This is a genomic window from Silvibacterium sp. (genome assembly GCF_047605705.1).
Taxonomy (GTDB): domain Bacteria; phylum Acidobacteriota; class Terriglobia; order Terriglobales; family Acidobacteriaceae; genus Silvibacterium.
Genome location: NZ_JASGFD010000006.1, coordinates 95,482 through 117,084, shown reverse-complemented (window position 1 = coordinate 117,084; position 21,603 = coordinate 95,482). Strand labels below are relative to the sequence as shown.

At 58.9% G+C, this 21,603-nt stretch carries 17 protein-coding genes and 1 tRNA gene; 9 read left to right on the top strand and 9 right to left on the bottom strand.

What is annotated here, in order from left to right; translation table 11 throughout:
- Window positions 1-644 precede the first annotated feature (644 nt).
- The 5 genes from QM649_RS03860 to QM649_RS03840 all read left to right on the top strand — a co-directional run bounded on the left by QM649_RS03860 (window position 645) and on the right by QM649_RS03840 (window position 4,783).
- Entirely contained in the window at window positions 645-1,574 is a 930-nt protein-coding gene (locus QM649_RS03860) for a ferritin-like domain-containing protein (protein ID WP_415197692.1), read from the top strand.
- Between the two features lie 11 nt (window positions 1,575-1,585).
- Entirely contained in the window at window positions 1,586-2,494 is a 909-nt protein-coding gene (locus QM649_RS03855) for a ferritin-like domain-containing protein (protein WP_415197691.1), read from the top strand.
- 234 nt (window positions 2,495-2,728) lie between these two features.
- Window positions 2,729-3,274, top strand: a complete 546-nt coding sequence (locus tag QM649_RS03850) for an RNA polymerase sigma factor (RefSeq protein WP_415197690.1) — start codon at window positions 2,729-2,731, stop codon at window positions 3,272-3,274.
- A complete protein-coding gene (locus QM649_RS03845) occupies window positions 3,271-4,095 on the top strand; it encodes an anti-sigma factor domain-containing protein (RefSeq protein ID WP_415197689.1) in 825 nt (274 codons plus the stop codon). Before QM649_RS03850 ends, QM649_RS03845 begins: the two co-directional genes overlap by 4 nt.
- Window positions 4,096-4,228: 133 nt before the next feature.
- Window positions 4,229-4,783 carry a fasciclin domain-containing protein gene (locus QM649_RS03840; RefSeq protein WP_415197688.1) on the top strand — a complete coding sequence of 185 codons (555 nt, stop codon included), beginning with the start codon at window positions 4,229-4,231 and terminating at the stop codon, window positions 4,781-4,783.
- A gap of 1,322 nt (window positions 4,784-6,105) precedes the next feature.
- Here the strand turns inward: QM649_RS03840 and QM649_RS03835 are convergent.
- A complete protein-coding gene (locus QM649_RS03835) occupies window positions 6,106-7,767 on the bottom strand; it encodes an alpha-L-fucosidase (RefSeq protein ID WP_415197687.1) in 1,662 nt (553 codons plus the stop codon).
- Between the two features lie 794 nt (window positions 7,768-8,561).
- Here QM649_RS03835 and QM649_RS03830 point away from each other — a divergent pair.
- The gene (locus QM649_RS03830) at window positions 8,562-9,461 is read left to right on the top strand and encodes a tyrosine-type recombinase/integrase (RefSeq protein ID WP_415197686.1); all 900 of its coding nucleotides are present in this window, start codon (window positions 8,562-8,564) and stop codon (window positions 9,459-9,461) included.
- Between the two features lie 66 nt (window positions 9,462-9,527).
- Here QM649_RS03830 and QM649_RS03825 read toward each other — a convergent pair.
- The 5 genes from QM649_RS03825 to QM649_RS03805 all read right to left on the bottom strand — a co-directional run bounded on the left by QM649_RS03825 (window position 9,528) and on the right by QM649_RS03805 (window position 13,539).
- Window positions 9,528-9,602, bottom strand: a tRNA-Val gene (locus QM649_RS03825).
- 151 nt (window positions 9,603-9,753) lie between these two features.
- On the bottom strand, window positions 9,754-10,446 hold the full coding sequence (locus QM649_RS03820) for a hypothetical protein (RefSeq protein WP_415197685.1): 693 nt from the start codon (window positions 10,444-10,446) through the stop codon (window positions 9,754-9,756).
- Window positions 10,440-11,327 carry a universal stress protein gene (locus QM649_RS03815; RefSeq protein ID WP_415197684.1) on the bottom strand — a complete coding sequence of 296 codons (888 nt, stop codon included), beginning with the start codon at window positions 11,325-11,327 and terminating at the stop codon, window positions 10,440-10,442. Before QM649_RS03815 ends, QM649_RS03820 begins: the two co-directional genes overlap by 7 nt.
- Window positions 11,328-11,430: 103 nt before the next feature.
- Window positions 11,431-12,174 (bottom strand): Crp/Fnr family transcriptional regulator, encoded by a 744-nt coding sequence (locus tag QM649_RS03810; protein ID WP_415197683.1) that lies wholly within the window; start codon window positions 12,172-12,174, stop codon window positions 11,431-11,433.
- Between the two features lie 390 nt (window positions 12,175-12,564).
- Window positions 12,565-13,539 carry a universal stress protein gene (locus QM649_RS03805; RefSeq protein ID WP_415197682.1) on the bottom strand — a complete coding sequence of 325 codons (975 nt, stop codon included), beginning with the start codon at window positions 13,537-13,539 and terminating at the stop codon, window positions 12,565-12,567.
- Between the two features lie 136 nt (window positions 13,540-13,675).
- Here QM649_RS03805 and pyrH point away from each other — a divergent pair, with 136 nt between their 5' ends.
- The 3 genes from pyrH (at window position 13,676) to QM649_RS03790 (ending at window position 16,161) form a co-directional block, all read left to right on the top strand.
- A complete protein-coding gene (pyrH, locus tag QM649_RS03800) occupies window positions 13,676-14,380 on the top strand; it encodes a UMP kinase (protein WP_415197681.1) in 705 nt (234 codons plus the stop codon).
- A gap of 56 nt (window positions 14,381-14,436) precedes the next feature.
- A complete protein-coding gene (locus QM649_RS03795; protein WP_415197680.1) occupies window positions 14,437-15,657 on the top strand; it encodes an acyltransferase family protein in 1,221 nt (406 codons plus the stop codon).
- Between the two features lie 66 nt (window positions 15,658-15,723).
- Window positions 15,724-16,161 (top strand): PilZ domain-containing protein, encoded by a 438-nt coding sequence (locus tag QM649_RS03790; RefSeq protein WP_415197679.1) that lies wholly within the window; start codon window positions 15,724-15,726, stop codon window positions 16,159-16,161.
- A 76-nt stretch (window positions 16,162-16,237) separates the two neighbouring features.
- Here the strand turns inward: QM649_RS03790 and QM649_RS03785 are convergent, their stop codons facing one another.
- The 3 genes from QM649_RS03785 to QM649_RS03775 form a co-directional block, all read right to left on the bottom strand.
- The gene (locus QM649_RS03785; RefSeq protein ID WP_415197678.1) at window positions 16,238-17,446 is read right to left on the bottom strand and encodes a lactonase family protein; all 1,209 of its coding nucleotides are present in this window, start codon (window positions 17,444-17,446) and stop codon (window positions 16,238-16,240) included.
- Window positions 17,447-17,617: 171 nt separating this feature from the next.
- Entirely contained in the window at window positions 17,618-18,952 is a 1,335-nt protein-coding gene (locus tag QM649_RS03780) for a beta-propeller fold lactonase family protein (RefSeq protein ID WP_415197677.1), read from the bottom strand.
- Between the two features lie 444 nt (window positions 18,953-19,396).
- Window positions 19,397-21,454 carry a M13 family metallopeptidase gene (locus QM649_RS03775; protein WP_415197676.1) on the bottom strand — a complete coding sequence of 686 codons (2,058 nt, stop codon included), beginning with the start codon at window positions 21,452-21,454 and terminating at the stop codon, window positions 19,397-19,399.
- Between the last annotated feature and the right edge of the window lie 149 nt (window positions 21,455-21,603).

Genomic DNA, 21,603 nt, shown 5'->3' with positions numbered 1-21,603 from the left:
TCATGATCTGCCAAAGACCTTCCCAGCGCCCTAGCGACTTCGCAATCAAATGCAAGCGCTGTGGAGGAAACTTTCTGGCTCCGGTAGAGACTATGCCTGCGTCATTGATCATCGCTGAATGCCCGTTGTGCCGGGAGACACGGCGGTATCTGCCCGCGGAGATCGGAGATATTCAGAGGCAGGCTTTCGCATAGGCTCAGTTGAGCAGTGATACAGAGAGGATTTCCTTGCAGTCTCCCATCTCGCATCAGCTGCTGCTTCAAATGTTGAGTACCAAGTATTGAATATAGAGAGGTGGCATGGGACCAGAAGATAAGAGAGGGTGTGACAGCGTTTGTTTTCCAGTGGCTTGGAGCCGAAACGCCACTTTGCTCTGAAGGTCTGCTTTCCCTATCCCCATTTCTCGAAAGACGGACCTTCGCTATTGCCTCAAAGGTCGCTGGAGTGCGTTCCAGCCGGGGCGTCCGTTCGCGCCCCTTCCAAAGCGGCTACCAAAGCTGCTCCGGTAGAGGATGCGCGCGGGATCAAAACCATAGGTCCAGAAGCTGAACAAATATTCGTCTTGGACGAATCTGAATTTCGCCGCTCTCCGTTCTATCGATGCGTTGGCTGTCCGGCTAGGCACAACGAAGAGGAGAGATTACATGATACGCAAGCCCGGGGACTACCTGAGAGGCGCTTTGTCCCGCCGATCGTTTGTCGCAGGTTTGGGATGTACAGCAGGCGTTGCGGCGGCACTGTCCACCACTGGGTGCGGAGGATCATCGAGTAACAACACCACAAGTCCTACGCCACCGACAACCGCGGTCACTGATACCGATATCCTCAATTTTGCGCTGAATCTGGAATATCTCGAAGCAGAGTTTTACCTTAGAGCAACAACCGGCGCTGGACTCTCTACGACTGACGCTGGTTCGGGGGCAGGAGCGGTCACCGGCGGGACACAAGTCCCTTTCCAGACGCAAGCTATTCAGCAATACGCCTTGGAAATTGCTGCAGACGAACTTGCACACGTACGCTTTCTGCGTAATGCCCTTAGTTCAAGCGCGGTACCCCGCCCCGCTATCGACCTCATGAGCAGCTTCTCTGCGGCAGCTACGGCCGCGGGCATAGCGAATGGATCATCTTTCAACCCCTTTGCCGATGAAGACAGTTTCCTGCTCGGGGCCTTCCTGTTCGAAGACGTTGGTGTCACAGCCTATCACGGTGCGGCTAGCCTTCTATCCAGCAAAACCAATCTCGCTGCTGCCGCCGGAATTTATGCGACCGAGGCCTACCATGCTGGGATGATTCGCACTCTGATCGCACAGTTGGGAAGCACGTACATCAGCGTGGCCAATCAGATCGAGATGCTCCGAGGCGAAGCGAGTGCGGCGGCTAGTGGGAACAACACTGCGGAGACTGCACTTGCCGCAAATGCGATCGTTGCCGCCGACTCTAACGCAATCGCCTACGATCGCACTACAGACCAGGTGCTGCACATCGTCTACTTGGACTCCAAGTCGGGGAGTGTCTCCAAGGGAGGCTTCTTTCCAAGCGGGCTCAACGGCACCATCACGGCATCAGCTTCCTAAGGGGAATAAACATGAGTGAAATCGATCTGAATGCACTGCAGCAATGCCGTGAGGAGCGGCTGGCTTCCCGCCGTTCGGCTCTTATCATGGGCGGCGCCGCGTTGGCAGGTCTGGCGCTCGGTAGCCGTGCCGCTGCTCAAACCACCGTGACAGATACAGACATACTCAACTTCGCCTTGAATCTTGAATTCCTCGAGGCTCAGTTCTACACGCTCGCAACGACCGGCATGACGCTAAGCCAGGCGGGGCTTTCGATCGATAGCGGTAGCGGCAGCGCGGGCGGCAGCGTCACGGTCAAATCCAGCCCTATGGTTCCCTTCCTCTCCGGGGACTCGCTCCAGTCGTTCGCTATGGAAGTCGCGGAAGATGAGCAGAATCACGTGAAATTTCTCCAGTCCGCATTGGGTTCAAGCGCTGTTGCCATGCCGAACATTGATTTACTCAATAGCTTCAACGCGCTTGCCCAGGCAGCAGGACTGGGCAGTTCCTTCGATCCCTTCGCCAGTGAGACGAACTTCCTCATTGGCGCTTTTATCTTTGAGGACGTTGGTGTGACTGCGTATCAGGGCGCAGCAGGACTGATCTCCAGCAAGACGTATCTCGATAAAGCAGTGGGCATTCACGGCGTCGAGGCTTATCACGCCGCAGGCATCCGAACGCGAATCTTTCAGGCAGGGACCGCAGCCCAGCAGATCTCCCAGGCTGTGGCAGCAACGCGCGCAAAACTCGATGGCACCGGCAACGATGACATCGGGGTATCGATCAATTCCAGCGGAGCCGCAACGATTGTCGACAACGACTCCAACGGCATGACTTACGCGCGCACCACCACGCAGGTCCTCAGCATTGTGTATGGCGGCGGCGCGGCTGGAACGGGTGGCGCCTTTTATCCCGACGCCATGAATGGAACTATCAAATAGCCAGGTGACCGGGAGATGCGGACAGGTACAGCGGCTTCTGCTCGCATCCCGGCCCAGGGTCCGACAGATGGATAGTGCAGATAAATTTTCGACGTCCGGCTCGGAAATCGGAAGGAAGGCATCCAAGCTAGCGCGTACTCGCCAACTGGCCCTCGCCCTAGTACACCTGAAGAGCACTTCCTATCCCTGATGGACCACGTGCCCCCGAATCCGGCAGAAGATAATAGCGCACACATGCCTGCCGAAGGGACTGGCGTGCGTAGCGACTTGTCGCTTCTGCTCGCCATTCGAAAACGGGATCAAGGGGCGATGACAGAACTCTTCGACAAATACGGATCTCTGGTTTACTCCGTTGCCTTTCGTGTACTGCGCGACGAGAGCCAGGCGCAGGACGTGGTGCAGGACGTATTTTTCCAGACTTGGCAGTCGGCTCGCGACTGGTCAGGAGAGCAGGGCTCATTAGCAGCGTGGTTTGCAGTAGTTGCACGCAATCGTGCCATCGATCTGCTGCGGCGACGTCGGTACACCGATAATGTCGACGAGGTCATCCTTGCTTCCCCATGTAATGTGGAGTCAGAGGCGGAACGTATCGAATTGGTGGCTCGCGTAAGAACCGAGTTGCAGAGCTTTCCTCCCGAGCAACAGAAACTGCTCGAACTTGCATTTTTTGAAGGGCTCACCCACGCGGAGATCGCCGAACGGACAGGCGATCCACTTGGGACAATCAAGACCCGCATCCGTTTAGGTTTGAACCGTCTGAGGAAGGCGCTTGGCAGATGACAGATCCAGTTCACATCTCGCCTGACGATCTCGCGCTTTTTGCGCTGGGAGCTCTTTCTCCCGATGAGAGTGCGGCCGTAGCATCGCATGTATCCGGCTGCGAGCAATGCCGCCGCCAATTAGCAGAGTTACATGGCGACATGTCCCTGTTGGCCTTTACAGCGCCAGAAAGACAGCTCCCCGCGGCCGCGCGCGATCGCTTTCTTGCAAGCATCGCAACAGCGTCTAAGCAAGCGCAGGAAGAAAAAGTAAAGATACATACACGTCCTTTCCCGTCGCGCTCCTTCGCACGCTCCGCTCGCATCTGGCAATCCATCGCTGCCGTACTGTTCATTATTTTGGCGTTGCATGCTTACAAGGTGCACACCTTGCAACAGCGCTCAAGGGAAGACCGGTCACGGATTGCACGCCTCGAGAATGAGAACAGGGTACTTCGCACCGGTAACGCCAGGGCTCAGCAGATTTTTGAAATACTCACGGCTCCAGACGCGCAGCATATCGTTCTGGTCGCCTCGCACCTGCCGCCTGATCCTCAGGGCCATCTCACCTACATCGCTTCTCAAGGTTCGATCCTCTTTCAGGCGAGCCATCTGAAGCCATTGCCTCCGGGCAAAACCTACGAGCTTTGGCTAATCCCTGCCAATGGATCTTCGCCCTTGCCCGCAGGGCTTTTTACGGCAGACGCTTCCGGCAATGGCAGCGTCGTGCTTCCTCCGATTCCGCGCGGCATCGCGGCGAAGGCCTTCGGCGTCACGATGGAGCAGGCTTCCGGTTCAGCGACACCGACCCTGCCCATCCTATTGGCGGGTTCGACGGGATAAGCGTTGAGTCAATAAAAGACACAACTAAGAAATCCTCTTCGAAAGCAATCCAGTTCTCCACTTCGATGCGTTCATTCGGTGTGTGCAAGAGGAGCAACTCCTCACACAGCTAGGCGTAATCCGAGGAGAACCCATGAAGAAGTCCGTGATGAACGTTTTTGCCTGCGCGCTGTTAGTCGTCGCTCCAATCGTCGCCCAGGCCCAAAAGCAGGACCCGATGGTTGGCGGTGCTGCCATGTATGCCAGCAAGCCAATCCCCGTAAATGCATCCGCTGCCCCTAACCTCACGACATTAGTGACTGCGGTGAAGGCAGCGGGCCTTGTCGACACGCTTGCCGGCCCTGGCCCTTTCACTGTCTTTGCGCCTACCAACGACGCATTTGCAAAGCTTCCTGATGGTACGGTCAGCACTCTCGTTCAACCTGAGAACAAAGCCAAGCTCACGAGCATTCTCACCTACCATGTCGTACCCGGCATTTACGATTCGCAGAAGCTCATCAAAGAGATCAAGAAAGGACACGGTACCGCCACATTAAAGACGGTACAGGGCGAGCCTCTTTCTTTCGCCATAGACGGCAACGCGATCAAGATTACGGATGCGAAAGGCGGGTCAGCCGAGGTGACAACTGCTGACGTCTATCAATCCAATGGCGTCGTACATGTGATCGACAGTGTCTTGATGCCGTAGGCTTCAGGCATCCATGAAGACGCGGGGATGAGTCTAGGCCTAACCGGTGCCATCCCCGCTTTCTCTTTAACTCAGTGAAAATTCACTCGCACGCGTTAAGCCTTCCCACTCCGTTGTGACAATGCACTTCAAGTGAGCGAGGGATTTCGCTTTCATGTTCATTCAAGTCAATGATGGGTACGATGGGGCCTTTTCTGGGCTGAACTTCGGCTCCTTCTAGACATGACTGCATCGGCGGCTTGATCGAAATTGGATTTTATTTTGTAGCATTCGAGCGTCTTCCGGTCGAACGCCGAACATGCGGCAATGCCCCGGCTGCCAACTCCCGGTCGATCTACATTCCAGTGAAGATCAGAATTGCCAAAGGATGCGGAGCGCCCGAGCCCTTTGGCATGAGCGCTGATCATGTCCGCGCCCGAGCGATCGACCCTGGAGATAAAGGATGACGCCTCTATGCACGTTTCCGCTCTCGTGCTTGTTCTACTCTCCGCCTCTTACACGCAACGTGGAACGCACAACTTAAGTTCGGCAAAGATCAGGCTCAGTTCATGGCGAGCATGTCTCTGGTTAGCGCGGTGTGATGCTCTTGGTCAGTAGCAATGCCACAAAGAGCAGCGCCGAAATATCCATTGCACAACCGGCTACTAGCCGGCGTTTGAAACCGCAGACTGGGCTCGACGAACTGTCTTCTGCTAAATCTGCTTCTCATCATCGATGCTGCGCTGAAAAGGACGGCGTTTCTCGCCGGTGTTCTGTGGTTCTTGCTGCGATGTGAGCCATATGGCCCCGATATATTTTTCCTGAGTCACGAGGCGAGCGCTCCGTTTTCGTCCTTCTCACTTCACTGAGCTTCTTTGGCTCGTTCTCACTCGGCGGCAGCACGACTGGGCACGGAGAGCTCTCCCGCAGGCTGTCGCTCGCTTGCGTGTCTGCGCTGGGATCTGTGTCGATCCTGCTGGGCCTGGCACTCACGGGAAAAACCCACACCGTTCCCAATTGCAGTGCGGTCCCAATACTCCGGAAGGGGCCCTGGCCCGGGTGGGGAACGGCAGGACGCTTTTAGTCAACTCCGCGAACGAGGTAAAGAAAGTAAACGTGGGCAAAAACGTGCATGGCGTGATCTCTATTCGCATCTATAAGGGTGAGATCAACCTCCCGCCGTACGGAGAAAAACTTGTGCAATAACCTACGCTTACCAGGCGAAGTCTTGTAGCTGGCTCACCCTTAGCCGAAGAAGAATCAATGTGTCTCAAAGTACAAGTCGTGAGCTCTTGGCTTCGCAATTGCTCTCTTGACGAGCCATGGACTGTTCCAGGCTCATCTCAGGTCAGGATGCGGAAAGAGTAAGCGTCAAGACTCTCGGGGTCTCGAGCGGGGAGTCTGACCTCTAATGCATCTGCGGTCTGCTCAAATACCAAGGGGCCTGCGTGACCAAGCATCTCAACGCCATGGATGGGCTGCGGGTATACGCTGCTGCCCTTCGCGAGCGTCTTCACCCGTAGGATGCCGTCGCGTGGCCAACCGAGTGCAAACGCATAGATCTGGTTGCCCTTACGCGTAAAGCGAATATCCTCTGCCGTATAGGGTCGCGCATGCTGTTCGTTGAAGTTGTGCGCCCCTACGACATCAGGTGGCCCTTCACCGAACACCGCGAAAGGCCTGGTGCCATAGATGGCTTCTCCGTTCACAGACATCCACCCTCCGAGGTCGCGCAGGAATTCATGCTCGTCCTCATCAATGGAGCCGTCGCCGCGTACCGGTATGTTGAGCATCAGATTTCCATTTTTGCTCACAATATCGATGAGCATCTGTGCCACCGTGCTGGGGCGCTTGTAGGTATGCTCTTCGAAGAGCGATCGGCGGTAGTGCCAATCTCCGATGCATGTATCGGTTTGCCAGGGAGCCTCAAGGATGCCTTGCGCGCGGCCGCGTTCGATGTCCAGCATGGACGCACCGAGGTGTTCGGGAGTGTACTCTTTGGCTGCGACAATCGCCTCCTCATTGCGCCAATGAAGGTTCGCGTTATAGTAGTGGGCGACGACGTCGAGCCCAGCCTGGCCAAGTGGCAGTTCCGTATCGTCGAAATACAGCATGTCCGGTTTGTACTTGTCGACCATCTCCTTGCAACGTAAAAACCATTTGCGCGTAAATTCAGGATTGACCGGGGGAGCCTCCTCGTGCCACTTTCCATCTCCGCCTTCATGCCAGGCATTGGCTTCAGCGATGGTTTTGAGACCATCCGGCATGACGATGTTACGGCCTGTGTAGAGCTCTTGCGGATCGAGCCCATCCCACCACTGGCCTTTGCCATCTGCTTTCGCTAAGGTATACGCGTCGTAACGCAGACCTGCCATTGGACCCTCTGGATCGTAGCCGTATGCGGGCTGTAGCCAGTGCCAAGCGTGCGAAGAATGGTTTGAGATGCCGAACCGGAGACCGCGCTGACGCACTATCTTTTCCCAGGTACCAACGATGTCTTTCATCGGGCCAACCCTGGTTGTGTTCCAGTGGTTATGGGAAGAATCAAAGCAATCCAGGTTGTCGTGATGACAACCCAACGCATAGAAGTATTTCGCACCGGCGGCAACATACAAGTCCATCAGTTGCTCCGGCTGCCAGCGCTCCGCCTTCCACAGATGATCAATCTCTTTGAACCCGACTCTGGAAGGATGCCCATAAGTCTTGCAATGGAACTCGTATTGGGGATTGCCCTGAATATACATGTTGCGGGCGTACCAGTCGCCTTGTTCGGGTACGCACTGCGCCGTCCAGTGCGCCCAGATTCCGAACTTTGCATCGCGAAACCATTCCGGCATACGCCACTGTTTCAACGAATCCCAGGTGGGTACATATTTTCCCTTCATGATCTCGTTGGCACTTGAGCCAAAGGTCTGGGCTCGAAGGTGTCTGAGGAACGGAATAGACGCCGCGGCGAGTGCACTTTGCTTTAACAGCGAACGTCGGGATAGATTAAGTCGATTCATTGAGTCCCTCCCATGCAAAGTACGGTCTTGGGGGCTAAGGCCGTGCCTGCACTTCACTTCAATCTCTATAATGGAACATCATCATCTCTGAGCGTTGGCTGCCACGGCTCGGATGACGACGGATGTCGCCAGAGACAAGACTATCGGGGCCGACGAGTTAGGCCCTCTACATAGATTATTGCTAGACTTCGGACATTCGATTTCTCAGTTGAAGACATACAACAGCGTTGTCTGATCCCCTAGCTCGAGACCGCTGAGGCGTGGCTAATTTCGGACCAAGCTGCCCGGACTTTGAACACACGCAATCGAGCCTAGTCGCTAGTGGTGCGCGAAACTTTTCTAAACTTCCATGCTGAGAATGTTGCGCAAACCTTAGTCAGGATCGGTGCCCGTCCGCTAATCTGAAGCGCATTCGACATGAAGACCATTCCCTTCCGATGCTTACCCTTGCGGTTACAACATGGCGCGATCCGTAACAGTCAAGGGTACGGCGATGGCCCGGGTGCCCCTAGGGAGCACCCGGGCGAATGACTCTGGCAAGCCGCAAAGGTTCCTTTGGAACCTCGCAAGAACGGCGCCACAGTTTGGGTCTACCGCTGGCGCGAGTCGAACGGACAAACTCACACTGCGCAAGCAAATCGTGGGCACGGTTCGTGAGCTTCGCACTCAGGCCGAGGCGCAAAGGGGAGCCGAAGCGCCTCGCCTAAGCATCAACCGGCACGCGATTGAACAGGGCGGTCCTCCTCCTACCGTGGCCCGACTTGTCGAGCATTACAAAACTGAAGGAAATGCCCATGGACACACACGAGGGCAAAACTAGAGGAACGAAACTCGGATACCAGAGCAACCTCAAACTCTACATCCTTCCGCGCTGGGGCGACTATCCGCTGCGTCGTGTAACGAGTGTGGAGGTGGAGGACTGGCTGAAGACCCTGAAGCATCTTGCTCCGGGAACGAAGGCCAAGGTTCGCAATGTGATGAGCACCATCTTCCGGCACGCGATCCGCTGGGAATGGCTGTGGCAGAACGAGAACCCCATTACGCTAGTTCGGTGCAGTTCTCGGAGGAGGCGCACACCGGACACGCTCACCGCGGAAGAATTTCAGGCGCTTTTTCTTTGCTTGCCTGCAAGGGAGCGGGCGCTTGGTATCCTCTGCGCAACCACAGTGCTTCGCATCAGCGAAGTGCTGGGGTTGAAGTGGGAGGACATCGACTTCGAGGACAAGTCGATGAAGGTGCTGAGGTCGTACGTCGACGGAGCTATCGGGCCGTGCAAGAGTGAGACCTTGCAGCAGCCGGTCCCACTGGACGAAATCGCAGTCGAAGGGGTGCTGGAATGGCGCGCTCTTTGCGCCTATGGCGGGGACAAGGATTGGACTTTCGCCAGTGAGATCCTTTTTGGCGAGCATCCCATGTGGCCGGACAACCTGCGTACCAAGTTCCTCAAGCCAGCGGCGAAGAAGGCGGCCATCGCGAAGCAGATCGGCTGGCATACTTTCCGTCATACCTACTCGACGTTGCTGAAGGACAACGGAGAGGACGTGAAGGTAGTACAGGAGCTGATGCGGCACACCAACATCACGACGACCATGAACATCTACACGCACGCACTGACGTCGACCAAGCGGCGAGTGCAGAGCAAGGCGGTCGATGTGCTCTGCAGCCGTTCGCCGCAACCGGTCGTGGCGCAGTAAGGGATGTGTGTTCCCACGGAAATCGCAATTGTTCCCGGGATTATCTTGTAAGTGATTGAAAATTTTTGGTGGGCGCAGCAGGATTCGAACCTACGACTTCCACCGTGTGAAGGTGGCACTCTACCGCTGAGTTATGCGCCCGGGTGGGTTCGATTCTTAGATTAACATTCGATGAGCTTTATGCCAACTCGCCGCGGCGCTTCGCTGTGGATCGTGCGGCAGGAATCCGCGAAATATCCTTACGCGGCAGTCCTGCTGTGCGCCCCAGCAGGATTGCCGCGAAGGCTTTCACTCAGCGTGCGATGCTCGGCCCGATCCTTGTTTCAATTCCTGTCTCGATTCTTGTCTCGATCCGGGGCCCATACCGGCGCGCAGAGGGCATCGGCAGAATGCGTGCAGCCTGCGCCGCAGCGAAGACCAGCGTGCGCTGCAGTTCATAGGCAAGGAAGAGCATCTTGCCGCCGGCAAATAACAAGTAGGCTCCAAGCAGGGCGATCTGCGCGGCTACGCTGGCCCCGGATACAGCCAGTCCTGCAATTGCGCCGGACAAGAGGATCGAAAGCCCGCCTGCCGCGACCAGCATTCTCTGTTCTGCATGATGCCGCCGGACTCTCGTTCCGAGGAGCAGGGAAATGCTTCCGAAGAGTAGTGCATGGGCGGAGCCCAGGCCCATCAGCCATTCCGTTGTTGCCTGCGGTGCATAGCCGAGCACAACGGCTGTCACTGCCATCACTGCGCCGGAGCCGGTATAGAGCACGAAGCTGTGACGCCGGAGAGGTCCTTCCCCGATTGCCGCAAGCCAGTCCGTGATGGCGGCCAGAAGCAGCGCCGCCGCTGAGAGAACCAGCACGACGATCACGGCGAGCGCCTCGAAGAAGAGGTTGGTGATGGTGGCGCCAACGTAGAGAAACGCAGCGCCCAGCAGCAGAGACAATACCCCATGCACCGTGAGTACATCCGCGCGTGTCCGCATGCTCTTCAGCATGGGATGGCCACCTCCGCAGCCAGTTCTTCCGCGCGCACGCTGGCTCCTGCGCGGACGCAGAGCACCGGGCAGTTGACCTGCGCGATCACATTCATCACCGTGCTCGCAGGGAAATCTTCCTCGGTCAGCTCGTTCTCCGGCGCTCCCAGGACAACCAGGTCGGCGTGGGTGCGCCGCGCGAAGCTGGCAATCATGCATGCGGGGTCACCCGGTGTGACCACGTGCTCCACCGGCACAGTGTGCGATTCGTTGAAGGGCGCAAGGAAGCGTAACTGCTCCAGCTTCTGCGACAACTCCTCGCCCACGCTGTGAGAAACATGCAGGGCCAGCAGCTGAGAGCCCGCGATGCGATGTGCCGTCACCAGAGCCGTAAGCGAGGCGGCTGAGAAGTCCGTTGCTGCGAGGATGCGGCGCCAGCGTCCGGCCCAGGGAATGAGCGGCTCCGCGTCCGGAGCAACGGTGAGAATGGGACACGGTGCTTTGGCGAGCAGCTGGCGGGCGATTGTGCCGAGCGCGGCGCGTCCGGCGCCGGTGCGCGCGCGCGTTCCCAGCACCAGCAGATCGGCATGGTGATCTGCCACGGCCTGGAGAATGCGTTCGCACACCGTGCCGCGCTCGAGCACCGAGCGCACGGGGATGTTCTGCTCGCGCAGCTCGGCTTCGATGCGTTGAAATTCGCGGCGGGCCTGCTCATCGGCGGCGATGCTCTGCGGAGCGCCTTCGGGAAAGGCATAGCCCACCGGGTCGATGACATGCACGACCACCAGCGTTGCGTTGTGATGATGGGCAAGCTCCTGCGCATAGCGCAGCGCGGAGGATGCCTGGTGGCTGAGATCCGTGGCGACGACGACTGTAGAGAACTTCAGGAGGGTGTTGTTCATGGCGCGTCCCCTTTTTCAGGACTACTATCGCGCCAAGATGCGGGGTGGTGCCGTGACCGGCATCACCTCCGCTTGTGATGCCGGTCACTGGCTGATTCGTGTGTCAGTCCGCGCAGTTGACCAGCGCGTCGGGGTTCAGAATGGTCATGGTTGCGCCCTTGCGCGTGATCAGCTGACTGCGCTCGAAGCGGTTCAGCAGCCGCGTTACGGTCTCGCGGGATGTCCCGGCCATATTGGCCAGCTCTTCGTGGGTGAGGGCCATCGTAAAGCGCAACTCCGGCTTGCCGCAGGCCGCGGCGCGTCCCCACTCGAGCAGCAGTGTGCCCAGGCGGCTCGCTGCTGAGCCGGATAGCGCCAGGCGGCGCGCATCGAGAAAGACTTCCTGGTATTCCCGAGCCATCACGCGGGCAGTATTGCTGCCTACCTCGCGGTAGTTCTCAAGGAAGGACAGGAACTCGTGCCGCCGGATGGCCTTGAGACGCGTGGGTTCGAGCGTCTCTGCCGTAACCTCATGTGGAAGATTGTTCAGCGCGGCGCTCAGGCCGAGCACATCGCCTGCCGCAGCAAGCCGCAGGATCATCGTGCGGCCTTCCCTCGAGGTGGAGGAAAGCTTCAGCTGGCCGTCGCAGACAATGAAAATATCACGCAGCGCTTCGCCCTCTTCGAAGAGCACGGCGCGTCCCGGCAGGGAGACGAATACACCCATCCCGTCGAGGCGGGTGAGCGCTTCGTCGTCGAGGTTGCAAAAGAGGCGCAGGGAGCGCTGCGTGCAGTTCGCGCAGTTCTCTGCACCAGTGCGTCCGGAGTTTCGCATAGGCACCAAGATGGAAGAAGTCTGCAATTCCATGGTGCTCTCCTTTGGGGCTTCCCGCAAGCGCGCGGCAGCCTCACGAACGGGTGCGGCGATCATGCGGAAAGCGGCTGTTCGGCCGCGTAAGGTTGTGTCTGGGTGAGATTCACCGGGCGCGAACGGCGAAGTTGTTCGCCGGCCGGACGCCATCTGTCCACGGTCCATTCCGAGGTGCAATCCGCGCAAAGCCATACCAGTCGCTGTCTCCGCTCTTTCGAGCTCAGCTCCTGATCATCGATGCTGTGCAGGCTGCCGCTGCGGAAGTATTTCGCCTCTGTGCCGCAGGAAGGGTTGGCACAATGCATAGTCACGTCTTTCTTCCCATAACGGGAAACTGGTTGCAATTCTCTCCGCCGCGTCTTTCCGGCACAAAAAAGGCCGGCCTGCTCAGGAGGAGAAGTTCCGAGCAGGCGCGGTTGCGCCGCGTTCTTCGGCGGCGAGGAACGGTTCCAGCCTGGTGCTGCCAAAAACCTGTCCGCAGGTGAGCACCGGGCAGGGCGACTTCGCCATCACCTTGTAGGCTGTGCTCTCCCGGAAGGGCAAAAAGGGAAGCGCCGGGGGGACGCCGACGAGAATCCAGTCCGCGGAGATGCGCTCGGCGTGTTCCAGAATTCTCTCCTCGCGCTCTCCGCAGCTCACTGCAGTGAAAACGGGAACCGCCGGATTCGCAGGGACCAGGGCTTTGAGCAGGGCATTGCCCTGTGCCAGGGCTTGCTCAATCCCGTCGGAATCGGGAAGAGGCTGATCGAGAACATGCAGCAGAGTGAGTTCGGCCCGCGCCTGCGATGCGACCTCGATCGCAAAGGCTGCGTTCGCCCGGTAATTGCCGGCGAGCGAGACAGGATGCAGGATGCGCTTCGGCCGGGCATGCTGGCTGGAGAAGGCAAGAGCATTCGGGCCTACCGCGAAGATCGGAATCTCGATGCTCCGCAGCAGCTCGCTGGCGACCGAGCCCAGCACCAGTCGGCCGAACTTGCCCCGGCCGTGTGTGCCCATCATCAGGCGGCCCGCGGCCTTCGAGGAGATCTGCCGCCGGATTACATCAGAGGCGAAACCGTGTTCGGCAACGACATCGCAGCTCACGCCCATGGCCCGGAGCTGCGCGCCGAATTCGATGACCATGCCTGTAATGCGGCGGTCGAGCCGCTCCTGCTCCTGCGAGGGAAGCTGCTGCTCCTCCATGGCCAGCAGGTTGGCGGGGAGGATCGCATGCACCAGAGTGACGTGGGCCTCGTAAGCCGCAGCCTGCTCGACAATATGCGGCAAAAGGCTCTCGGTGTCGGTCAGGTCCGTCGCGACGACAATCCTGTCCGGTACGGAGAGCAGGTAATGGGTGGCCCCGCTGGGGGAAAAGGTGGACATGGGCATCCTCCTGGCTGCCTTACTATCCATGCCTTCGCTCTTTTGCTGCAGTGATGCCCATCACAGGTCCGCGCGATGTCATGGGCGCATGCAGGGTTGGCCGTTGAATCCAACAACATGCGATACTGCAAAGAGCATGTATAAACGGGTCGTCCTCAAACTCTCAGGGGAAGCTCTGGCCGCTGGCAAGGGCTTTGGCGTGGATGCGGTCCGTGTTCACGAGATTGCAGCCGAAATCGCTGAGGTTCACGCCCAGGGCGTGGAAATCGCAATTGTCGTCGGAGGCGGAAACTTCTTCCGCGGTGTCGCAGAACAGGCCAAGGCCATGGATCGCGTTTCCGCAGACAACATGGGCATGCTGGCTACCGTCATCAACGCGCTCGCCGTTCAGGACGCGATTGAGAAGCAGGGGCTGCATTGTCGTGTCATGACTGCGATCGAAATGAACCAGGTCGCTGAGCCCTATATCCGGCGTCGTGCCATCCGGCATCTCGAAAAGGGCCGGATTGTGATCTTCGCCGCCGGCACCGGCAACCCATATTTCTCTACCGATACCGCCGCCTCGCTTCGCGCCATGGAAATCAAGGCCGATGTATTGCTTAAGGCGACCAAGGTCGAGGGCATTTACAACGCGGATCCGGTCGTCACCAAGGATGCCGTCAAATTCGAACAGATTACCTACATGGAGATTCTGCGCCTTGGCCTGAAGGTCATGGATACTACCGCGGTGAGCCTCTGCAAGGACAATAATCTGCCGATGATCATCTTCAACATGAATCAACCCGGGAATATTCGCCGCGTCATCGCGGGCGAAAAAGTCGGTTCGCTGGTCACCGCCTGAACTTCACCCGGCCCTGAACGAATTCAGCCAGAAACCCGTCTAACGGGGGAGTGGTTTTGAGTATTACGAACCAATTCGCGCCCACCTCCCCCGTGGCGACCCAGAACACTGCTGGGTCCGCCGTGCTCGATCTTCCGGCTCAGGCCGGCGCAGGATCGTCTTTCCCTGCCGGTACCACCAGCCGCCCACGGAAAGAAGTGCTCCCGGCTCTCACTGGCCTGCGCTGCTTTGCCGCGCTGAATATCGTCTTCTTCCATTTTTCGAATCCGAAGTGGTTCGGACCCCTCGCGCCCGTCGTCGATAACGGCTATACGTCGGTCAGCTTTTTTCTGCTGATGTCCGGCTACATCCTGGCCTATAACTACGCCGACCGTGCCGCTTCAGGACAACTTCGTGCGGGGCGCTTCTGGCAGGCCCGTTTCTCGCGTCTCTATCCGGTTTACGTCTTCGCGCTCATCCTCTCGCTTGGCATGTTGGTGGCCGAGTGGCACGCGCGCAGCCATGCCCAGTTCTATCTCGGCATAGTCCTGACCCCGCTGCTCCTGCAGGCCTGGCATCCGCTGCTGGCCACCTTCTGGAATACCCCGGCCTGGACGATGTGCACCGAGGCCTTCTTCTACCTGATCTTCCCGGTGGTTATCCTCTGGAAGCGTCCGAAGCGTCTTGGACCTCTGCTGGCTCTCATGGCGGGCCTCTGGGTGCTGGGCATGGTCCTTCCCAGCCTCTACATGTGGCTGCATCCCGATGGCGATCTCCATCCGGGCCGCTACACGGACGGCTTCTGGATCCGTGCCCTCAAGTTCACGCCACCCCCGCACGTGCCTTCATTCCTTTTCGGCATCGCGCTGGCCGATCTCGATGCCATGATTCCGCGCGCCAGCCGCCGCCGTTTGCTTTTGGGCGTTCTGGGCATGGCTGGACTCTACGGCGTCCTCTATTTTGGCGATCGCATGCCCTATCCGCTGATGCACGACGGGCTGCTGATGCCGCTCTTCGCGCTGGCGATCCTGGGCATGGCGGGACGCAATCTCATTGCGCGCTTCTTCGGATGGCTGCCTTTTCGCACCATTGGCAAGGCCAGCTACTGCCTGTACATCATCCACTTCAATCTGTGGAACCTGATTCACGACTCCCATATTCTCGACAAGCTCCACCTGATCCGCTTCGATCCCTGGCTGAGCTATTTCCTGCTCGTGGTCGGCGCGATGATCGTCATGATCACGGTCGAGCGCCCCTGCCAGAAGTGGATACGGAGCTGGGGTGCGGCGCGGGCATAATTCCGTTTCGGAATAATCCTTAAGGTCTTCTTATTTCTGCCGATATACCCCTTTTGTGGAGGGAAGATGTCAGCAGAAAATCACTCACCCGTAGTTACAAAGCAGGCAGCCGCCGAAGTCGCTGGTAGCCTGCCGATTGCATTTCCTATTCAACCCCAGAACTCCTACTTCGCCTGTGACGGCATTGCCAAGATCGAAATCCCGCATGCGGGGCTTTGCGTTCGAGGCGACATCGTTGATTTGGGCGAGTCTGGCTGCTTTGTGAAGGCTCCTGCATTCAATCTGGAGCGTGGCACCCACGTCGAGGTGCTGCTCGAAACCCATCAGCTGAACGTCCGCGTGGCGGGTAGTGTCTCCGGGCTCCATCCACATGAGGGCGTCGATATTGGCTTTCTGTCGGTCAGCCCGCGCACGGCGCGCATTCTCGCCTCACTGGTAAGCGAACTTCAGGCTTCTTCGCTGACTTCGGCAAGTCCGAAGTCAGCGAATCTGGGAGCGGCGTAGGCTTTTCAAAGTTAGAGATAAATAAAACGGCCTGCCGGATATCCGGCAGGCCGTTTGTTGCTGGTTTCAGGATTGGCTATGCGCCGTTTCCGGAGGTCGACTGGACGTGCTCGCCAGCGTGGTTGCCGTGGGTGACGGCGGCGACGCAGGTCGGCTGGCCGGCGCTCGGATAGGGCGAGTTCTCGGTGCCCGTCAGTACGCCGGAGTTGGTGTTCAGCTCGAAGCCCGAGATCGTGTTGCCCAGGAAGTTCGTCGTGTAGAGGAACTTGCCGAAGGCAGGCTCAACCAGAACACAGGTCGGGCCGGTATCGGTCGAGTAGGTTGCCGAACCGGAGAGGCCCGAGGGCGCGCCCGTCGACTGCGTGATCTGGTAGGCGCTCACGCTGTTCGAGTTGTAGTTGGCAACGTAGATGTAGGTGCCGCTCGGATCGATCGTGACCGCGTCCGGATAGGTGCCGGTCGAGAACGGGCCGTTCTCAAGCGGGGTCAGCGCGCCGGTCGAACCGATCGTGTAAGCAATCAGCTGGTTCGTCGAGCTGTCCGTGACGTAGTAGAAACGGCTGGTCGGATCGCTGACGCTGGAGTTCGGCGTGACGCCGGCAGCGAACGGGCTGCCGGAGACCGTGGTCAGAGCACCGGTGCTGGTATTTACCGAGAAGGCCGAGATCGTACCTGCACCCGCCGACGTGTTCTGGTTCACGACGTAGACGAAGTCGTTGTTCTCGGTGACGTTTACGCTCTCCGGGTTCTCCTGCACCGTGAAATAGCTCACGTTGCCGTTCGTGATGGCCGAACCGAGGCTGCCGTCGCTGTTGATCGGATAAACTTCCAGGTCGCCGGGACCGGTATTCGAGCTCGAGTAACCAGGCGCGTAGGTGTTCACCACGTAGAGATAGGTGCCCGCAGCGTTGACCGCGATCGACGTCGGGGTGCTGCCCACCAGGTTATACGTGTTGCGCGGATAGAGCTTCGCGTCCGTGCCGATATCGAACTTCACGATCGTGTTGCTGATCTGATCGATCGTGTAGAGGTAGGAGCCGTTCGGCGAAGTCACCAGGCCCACCGGGTCGCGGTCGGTCGTGGTGTAGGGCGAGTCCTGAATCTGGGTCAGGGCGCCGGATTCGAGATCGACGCGGTACACGCTGATCTGGCCGGGGTCTTCCTTGTTGGCCGTCACGTAAAGATAGTCAATGGTGTTGCTTTCGCCGCAGGAGGTGATGCCCAGTCCGACTCCCAGCGAGACGGTGGCGGCCAGCAACCCCTTGCTCAGTTTGCTCAACTTCATGTGTTTCCTTCGTCCTGGCGGCCCAGGTGGTCGATGTCGGGAATGCTCCCGCTTGCATTGTAAATCCCGGTTTTGGTGAGCTCTGGGAGCTTCTCTTGCCGGGGCTTATATAGTTTGGGCGGTGCGATAGGCTCAGCGAGCCGGCCGCACCGCCCATATACTGCGCCGACCTTAGTCGGTGTGGCTGTCAGCCACGCACCAGGTGGGGTTACCCACCGTCGCATAGCTCGTCTTGGACACCAGGTCGGTCAGGACGCCGGAGTTCGGATCGAGTACATGGCCGGTCACCGTGCTGCTGGTGTAGTCGGCGGTGTAGATGTACTGGTCCGAAGGATCCTCGATGATGCAGCGCGGGCTCGACCCGGTACCGAAGGGCGCACCGCTGACACTGGCCAGAACGCCGTTCGTGGCGATCGTGTAGGCGCTGATGTCGCTGCTGGCGTTACCCAGGGTCGAGGAGGGGCCGTCGTTGGCAACGTAGAGGAACTTGCTCTTGCTGTCCGAGGTCAGCTGGACGGGATCGCCGGCTGCCGACTGGCTGTTTGAGAACGGGCTGTTCGAAACCGCCTGCAGCACGCCGTTGGTGCCCACCGTATAGGTGTCGATCTGATCCAGACCCGCATCCAGGATGTAGATGTACTTGGAGGCCGCGTCGGAGTTGATCGAGGTCAGGTTGCTGGAGGTGTTAGTGCTGATCGTCTGGGGGCTCGAAGAGCTCACCGTCAGCTGACCGCTGCTCGAGTTCACCGCGTAAATGTACGTGGTGTACACGTTCGAACCGGTAACCGCGTTTTCGTTCACGGTGTAGATGTACGAAGCGCCAACCTTGAAATCGACCGGGTTGCAGCCTACGGGGAAGTAGGAGAGCTGCGTGCCGTCAGCATTGGTCGCCTGCGAGTTCGTGATCAGGGACAGGCGGCCGGTGTTGGCATTCACGCTGAAGGCGGTGATGTCGCCAACCGGGTGATAAATGCCGGCGGTCGTCGGGTCAGGGCACGGATAATTGGTCGCATCATACGTCGTGCTGTATGAGGGCAGAGTCGTGCCTGCGCTGTCGGTGATCGGAGCGTACTGATCCAGCACGTACATGAAGGCGCCGCTCGAGCTCAGCGAGAAGCGGATCGGGCCGTTGCCCTGGCTCGTGTACGTCTGCTGGGTAGCAATGGTGCCGTCGCCGCCGACCGAAAAGACAGCGATATTGCTGCTGCTGTAGGTGTAGTCGGAGGTGTCCTCGGTGCCCGCGTTGAGCACATAGAGGAAGCGGCCCGTCGTTGAGATCAGGTCGCGTATGGGATTCGTTCCACCGGAACCGAACGGGGAGCCCTGGATTGCGGTGAGAGTTCCCTTGTTATTGGCAATCTTGAAAGCGCCGATCTGGTTGTACTCCGACCCGGTGACGAACAGGTAGGCGATGGTGTAGTCGACGGTGCAGGATGTAAGACTCAGGCAAAGACCTAGGGATACAACCAGGGCCAGGACCGACTGGCCATATTTCTTAAACTTCATGCGCTTCCTTCATCCTGGGTGTCAGTTCGCCAGGCAACTGGATCAGGGATTACTCCCGTCTGCATTGTAAAAGCTGGACGCGCTTTCGGCTATAGCGGAGGAAGCGGACGTCCCGTACACAGGCCCGTACGTAGGCACGAGCAAGTCGTTTACTTTGCAACAGGAAGGAGACGGCTGCGGGGGGCCTGCGGCTCCTTGCCTCTTCTGCGTTCATTGGACTGCCGCACGCTGTGGATGGTTAGGAGCTTCTGGAAAGATTTGTTGCGGAAATGGTGCTGGAGGACCCCTCCAGCCGCCGGTTTCTCCTGAAACTCCGCTCGGATCGAGGCTCTACGCCCTGGAATCGCCGCTTTACTTCCCAAAAAGAAGCGGCCGGAGGGTTTTGCCTCCGGCCGCCGGTCCTGCGCTGGTCTGGATTCGCTGATCTAGATTTGCTGATCTGGGCTACCAGACCACGCACGGGTCGTTGGGCATCATCGGCTGGCCCTTCTTGCATCCGAAGGCCTTGCCGAACTCGTCGAAGTTCTGCACCGTTCCATTGGTGCGGAAGCGGCCTGGCGAGTGCGGATCGGTAAGGGCCATCACCCGTGAGACCTGGTCAGTGCGGTTTTCGCACCACACCTGGGCAAAGGCGATGAAGAATCGCTGCTGCGCGGTGTAGCCGTCCTGCTTATCGGCGGTGGGGTTCTTGCCCTGTTCGGCCAGCACGGACATCAGAGCCTGGTAGGCAATACGGATGCCGCCGTTGTCGGCGGTGTTTTCGCCGAGCGTCAGCTTGCCGTTCAGCTTGGTGCCCGGAACCGGCTCGAAATTGCCGTATTCATTCACTTCGCAGCCCGTGCGCTGGTCGAATTCCTTCTTGTCTTCGGGCGTCCACCAGTTCACCACGTTGCCCTTGGCGTCGTACTGGCTGCCCTGGTCGTCGAAGCCGTGGGTCATCTCGTGACCGATCACCACGCCGATGGCGCCAAAGTTGACCGCTGGATCCTTGGTTACGTCATAGAACGGCGGCTGCAGGATGCCGGCAGGGAAGTTGATGTCGTTGTTGCTCGGATCGTAGTAGGCATTCACGGTCGGGGGCGTCATGCCCCATTCCTTCTCATCCACCGGCTTGCCGATCTTCTGGAGGTCGCGGGCGGTCTCGAAGGTGTCCGAGCGCTGGATGTTGCCGAGCAGATCGTCACGCTTGACGGTGAGCTTCGAGTAGTCGCGCCAGGTCTCCGGATAGCCGATCTTGCGGCGGAAGGCGGCCAGCTTGGCCTCGGCCTGCTTCTTGGTCTCCGGGCTCATCCAGGGAAGGTTCTGGATGTCCTTGTTGAGCGAGGCGTCGAGCGCATCCACCAGCTTGTCCATGTTTTCCTTGGCGGCCGGGGGAAAGTTCTCCTTCACCCAGTCCTGTCCCACGGCTTCGCCCAGGGAGCGATCGGTCAGCTGCGTGCACCGCTTCCAGCGGGCCGACTGCTGATCCTGCCCCTGCAGCGTCTTGCTGAAGAAGCCGAAGTGCAGATCGTCGAAGGAGGTGGAAAGCCAGGACGCCGCATCGTTGATGGTATGGAAGCGCAGGTAGCTCTTGATCGCGTCCAGGCTCTGCTGGTCGATGACCTGGTTGAACGCCTTGAAGTAGTCGGGCGTGGCCACGTTCAGGCTGGAGATGGCCGGCGCGGGCGTGCCACTGAAGAAGGAATCCCATTCGAAGTCCGGCGCCAGGAGCTTGAGACCGGAAAGGGGCTGCGGATGGTAGACATTGTCCGGATCGCGCATCTCGACGCGCGGCATCGAGCCCTTGGCCAGTGCGGTTTCGATCGTGAGGACGGCATCCGCTTCGGAAGCGGCCTTGTCGTCGTTGTCGCCTGCCAGCTTGAAGAGCGCCACGGCATAGGCCTTGTACTGCTCGCGAATCTTTGCCATGCGCGGATTGTCGGCGAGATAATAATCGCGGTCCGGCAGGCTCAGCCCGGCCTGTGAAACCCCGGCAATCTGCTTGGTGGCGTCCTTCTCATCCTGCTCACTGCCGAAACCGAAGAAGACGCCGGTGGCGTAGGTGTCCTGCAGCTGCGCCACGAGGGCAGCCAGGCCGCTCTTCGAGGAGAGTGCGTCGATCTTGTCGAGCGCGGGCTGGATCGGCTTTGCGCCCAGCTGGTCGGTGAGATCGGAGTTCATGCAGGCCGCGTAGAAATCACCGTACTGCTTCTGGAGGGGAGTTTTCGGATCGTCGGCGGCCTTCTTCAGGTCGAGGTAGAGCAGGTAGCGGTTGTGCTCAGCCAGCTCGTTGAAGCGGCCCCACCGGGACTGGTCACTCGGGATGGGGTTGTTCTTCCGCCAGTTGCCGCAGGCATAGGCATAGAAGTCAGTACAGGGATCGGCGGTCTTATCGATGGCGCTCAGATCGAAGCTGACCGGCGTCTTGGGCACCGTGGTGGGTCCGCTCGCGGCGGAATCGGCGGGCGCCAGGCTGGCTTGCGCCAGCGCGAGGCTGCTCGAAAACAAGAGGACACTGGCCATGCGAAACGGCTGCATTGGATCTCCAGAAAGAAAACTCCGCTTCCCGTGGGTGGAAGCTGGCTTGTTACAGGGCTTCTGTGCCCTGTTGGAAAAATTAACACGCATGCCGCAAAGAAGGACGCCGGGCGATGTCGCCCGGCGTCTATGAG

Coding starts and splice junctions, on each gene's coding strand:
- QM649_RS03810 (WP_415197683.1), bottom strand. CDS start 12,174: ATGGAATTGCAGACTTCTTCCATCTTGGTGCCTATGCGAAACTCCGGA.
- QM649_RS03775 (WP_415197676.1), bottom strand. CDS start 21,454: ATGGCCAGTGTCCTCTTGTTTTCGAGCAGCCTCGCGCTGGCGCAAGCC.
- QM649_RS03845 (WP_415197689.1), top strand. CDS start 3,271: ATGACAGATCCAGTTCACATCTCGCCTGACGATCTCGCGCTTTTTGCG.
- QM649_RS03830 (WP_415197686.1), top strand. CDS start 8,562: ATGGACACACACGAGGGCAAAACTAGAGGAACGAAACTCGGATACCAG.
- QM649_RS03785 (WP_415197678.1), bottom strand. CDS start 17,446: ATGAAGTTGAGCAAACTGAGCAAGGGGTTGCTGGCCGCCACCGTCTCG.
- QM649_RS03820 (WP_415197685.1), bottom strand. CDS start 10,446: ATGCTGAAGAGCATGCGGACACGCGCGGATGTACTCACGGTGCATGGG.
- QM649_RS03855 (WP_415197691.1), top strand. CDS start 1,586: ATGAGTGAAATCGATCTGAATGCACTGCAGCAATGCCGTGAGGAGCGG.
- QM649_RS03840 (WP_415197688.1), top strand. CDS start 4,229: ATGAAGAAGTCCGTGATGAACGTTTTTGCCTGCGCGCTGTTAGTCGTC.
- QM649_RS03780 (WP_415197677.1), bottom strand. CDS start 18,952: ATGAAGTTTAAGAAATATGGCCAGTCGGTCCTGGCCCTGGTTGTATCC.
- QM649_RS03835 (WP_415197687.1), bottom strand. CDS start 7,767: ATGAATCGACTTAATCTATCCCGACGTTCGCTGTTAAAGCAAAGTGCA.
- QM649_RS03860 (WP_415197692.1), top strand. CDS start 645: ATGATACGCAAGCCCGGGGACTACCTGAGAGGCGCTTTGTCCCGCCGA.
- QM649_RS03805 (WP_415197682.1), bottom strand. CDS start 13,539: ATGTCCACCTTTTCCCCCAGCGGGGCCACCCATTACCTGCTCTCCGTA.
- pyrH (WP_415197681.1), top strand. CDS start 13,676: ATGTATAAACGGGTCGTCCTCAAACTCTCAGGGGAAGCTCTGGCCGCT.
- QM649_RS03790 (WP_415197679.1), top strand. CDS start 15,724: ATGTCAGCAGAAAATCACTCACCCGTAGTTACAAAGCAGGCAGCCGCC.
- QM649_RS03815 (WP_415197684.1), bottom strand. CDS start 11,327: ATGAACAACACCCTCCTGAAGTTCTCTACAGTCGTCGTCGCCACGGAT.
- QM649_RS03850 (WP_415197690.1), top strand. CDS start 2,729: ATGCCTGCCGAAGGGACTGGCGTGCGTAGCGACTTGTCGCTTCTGCTC.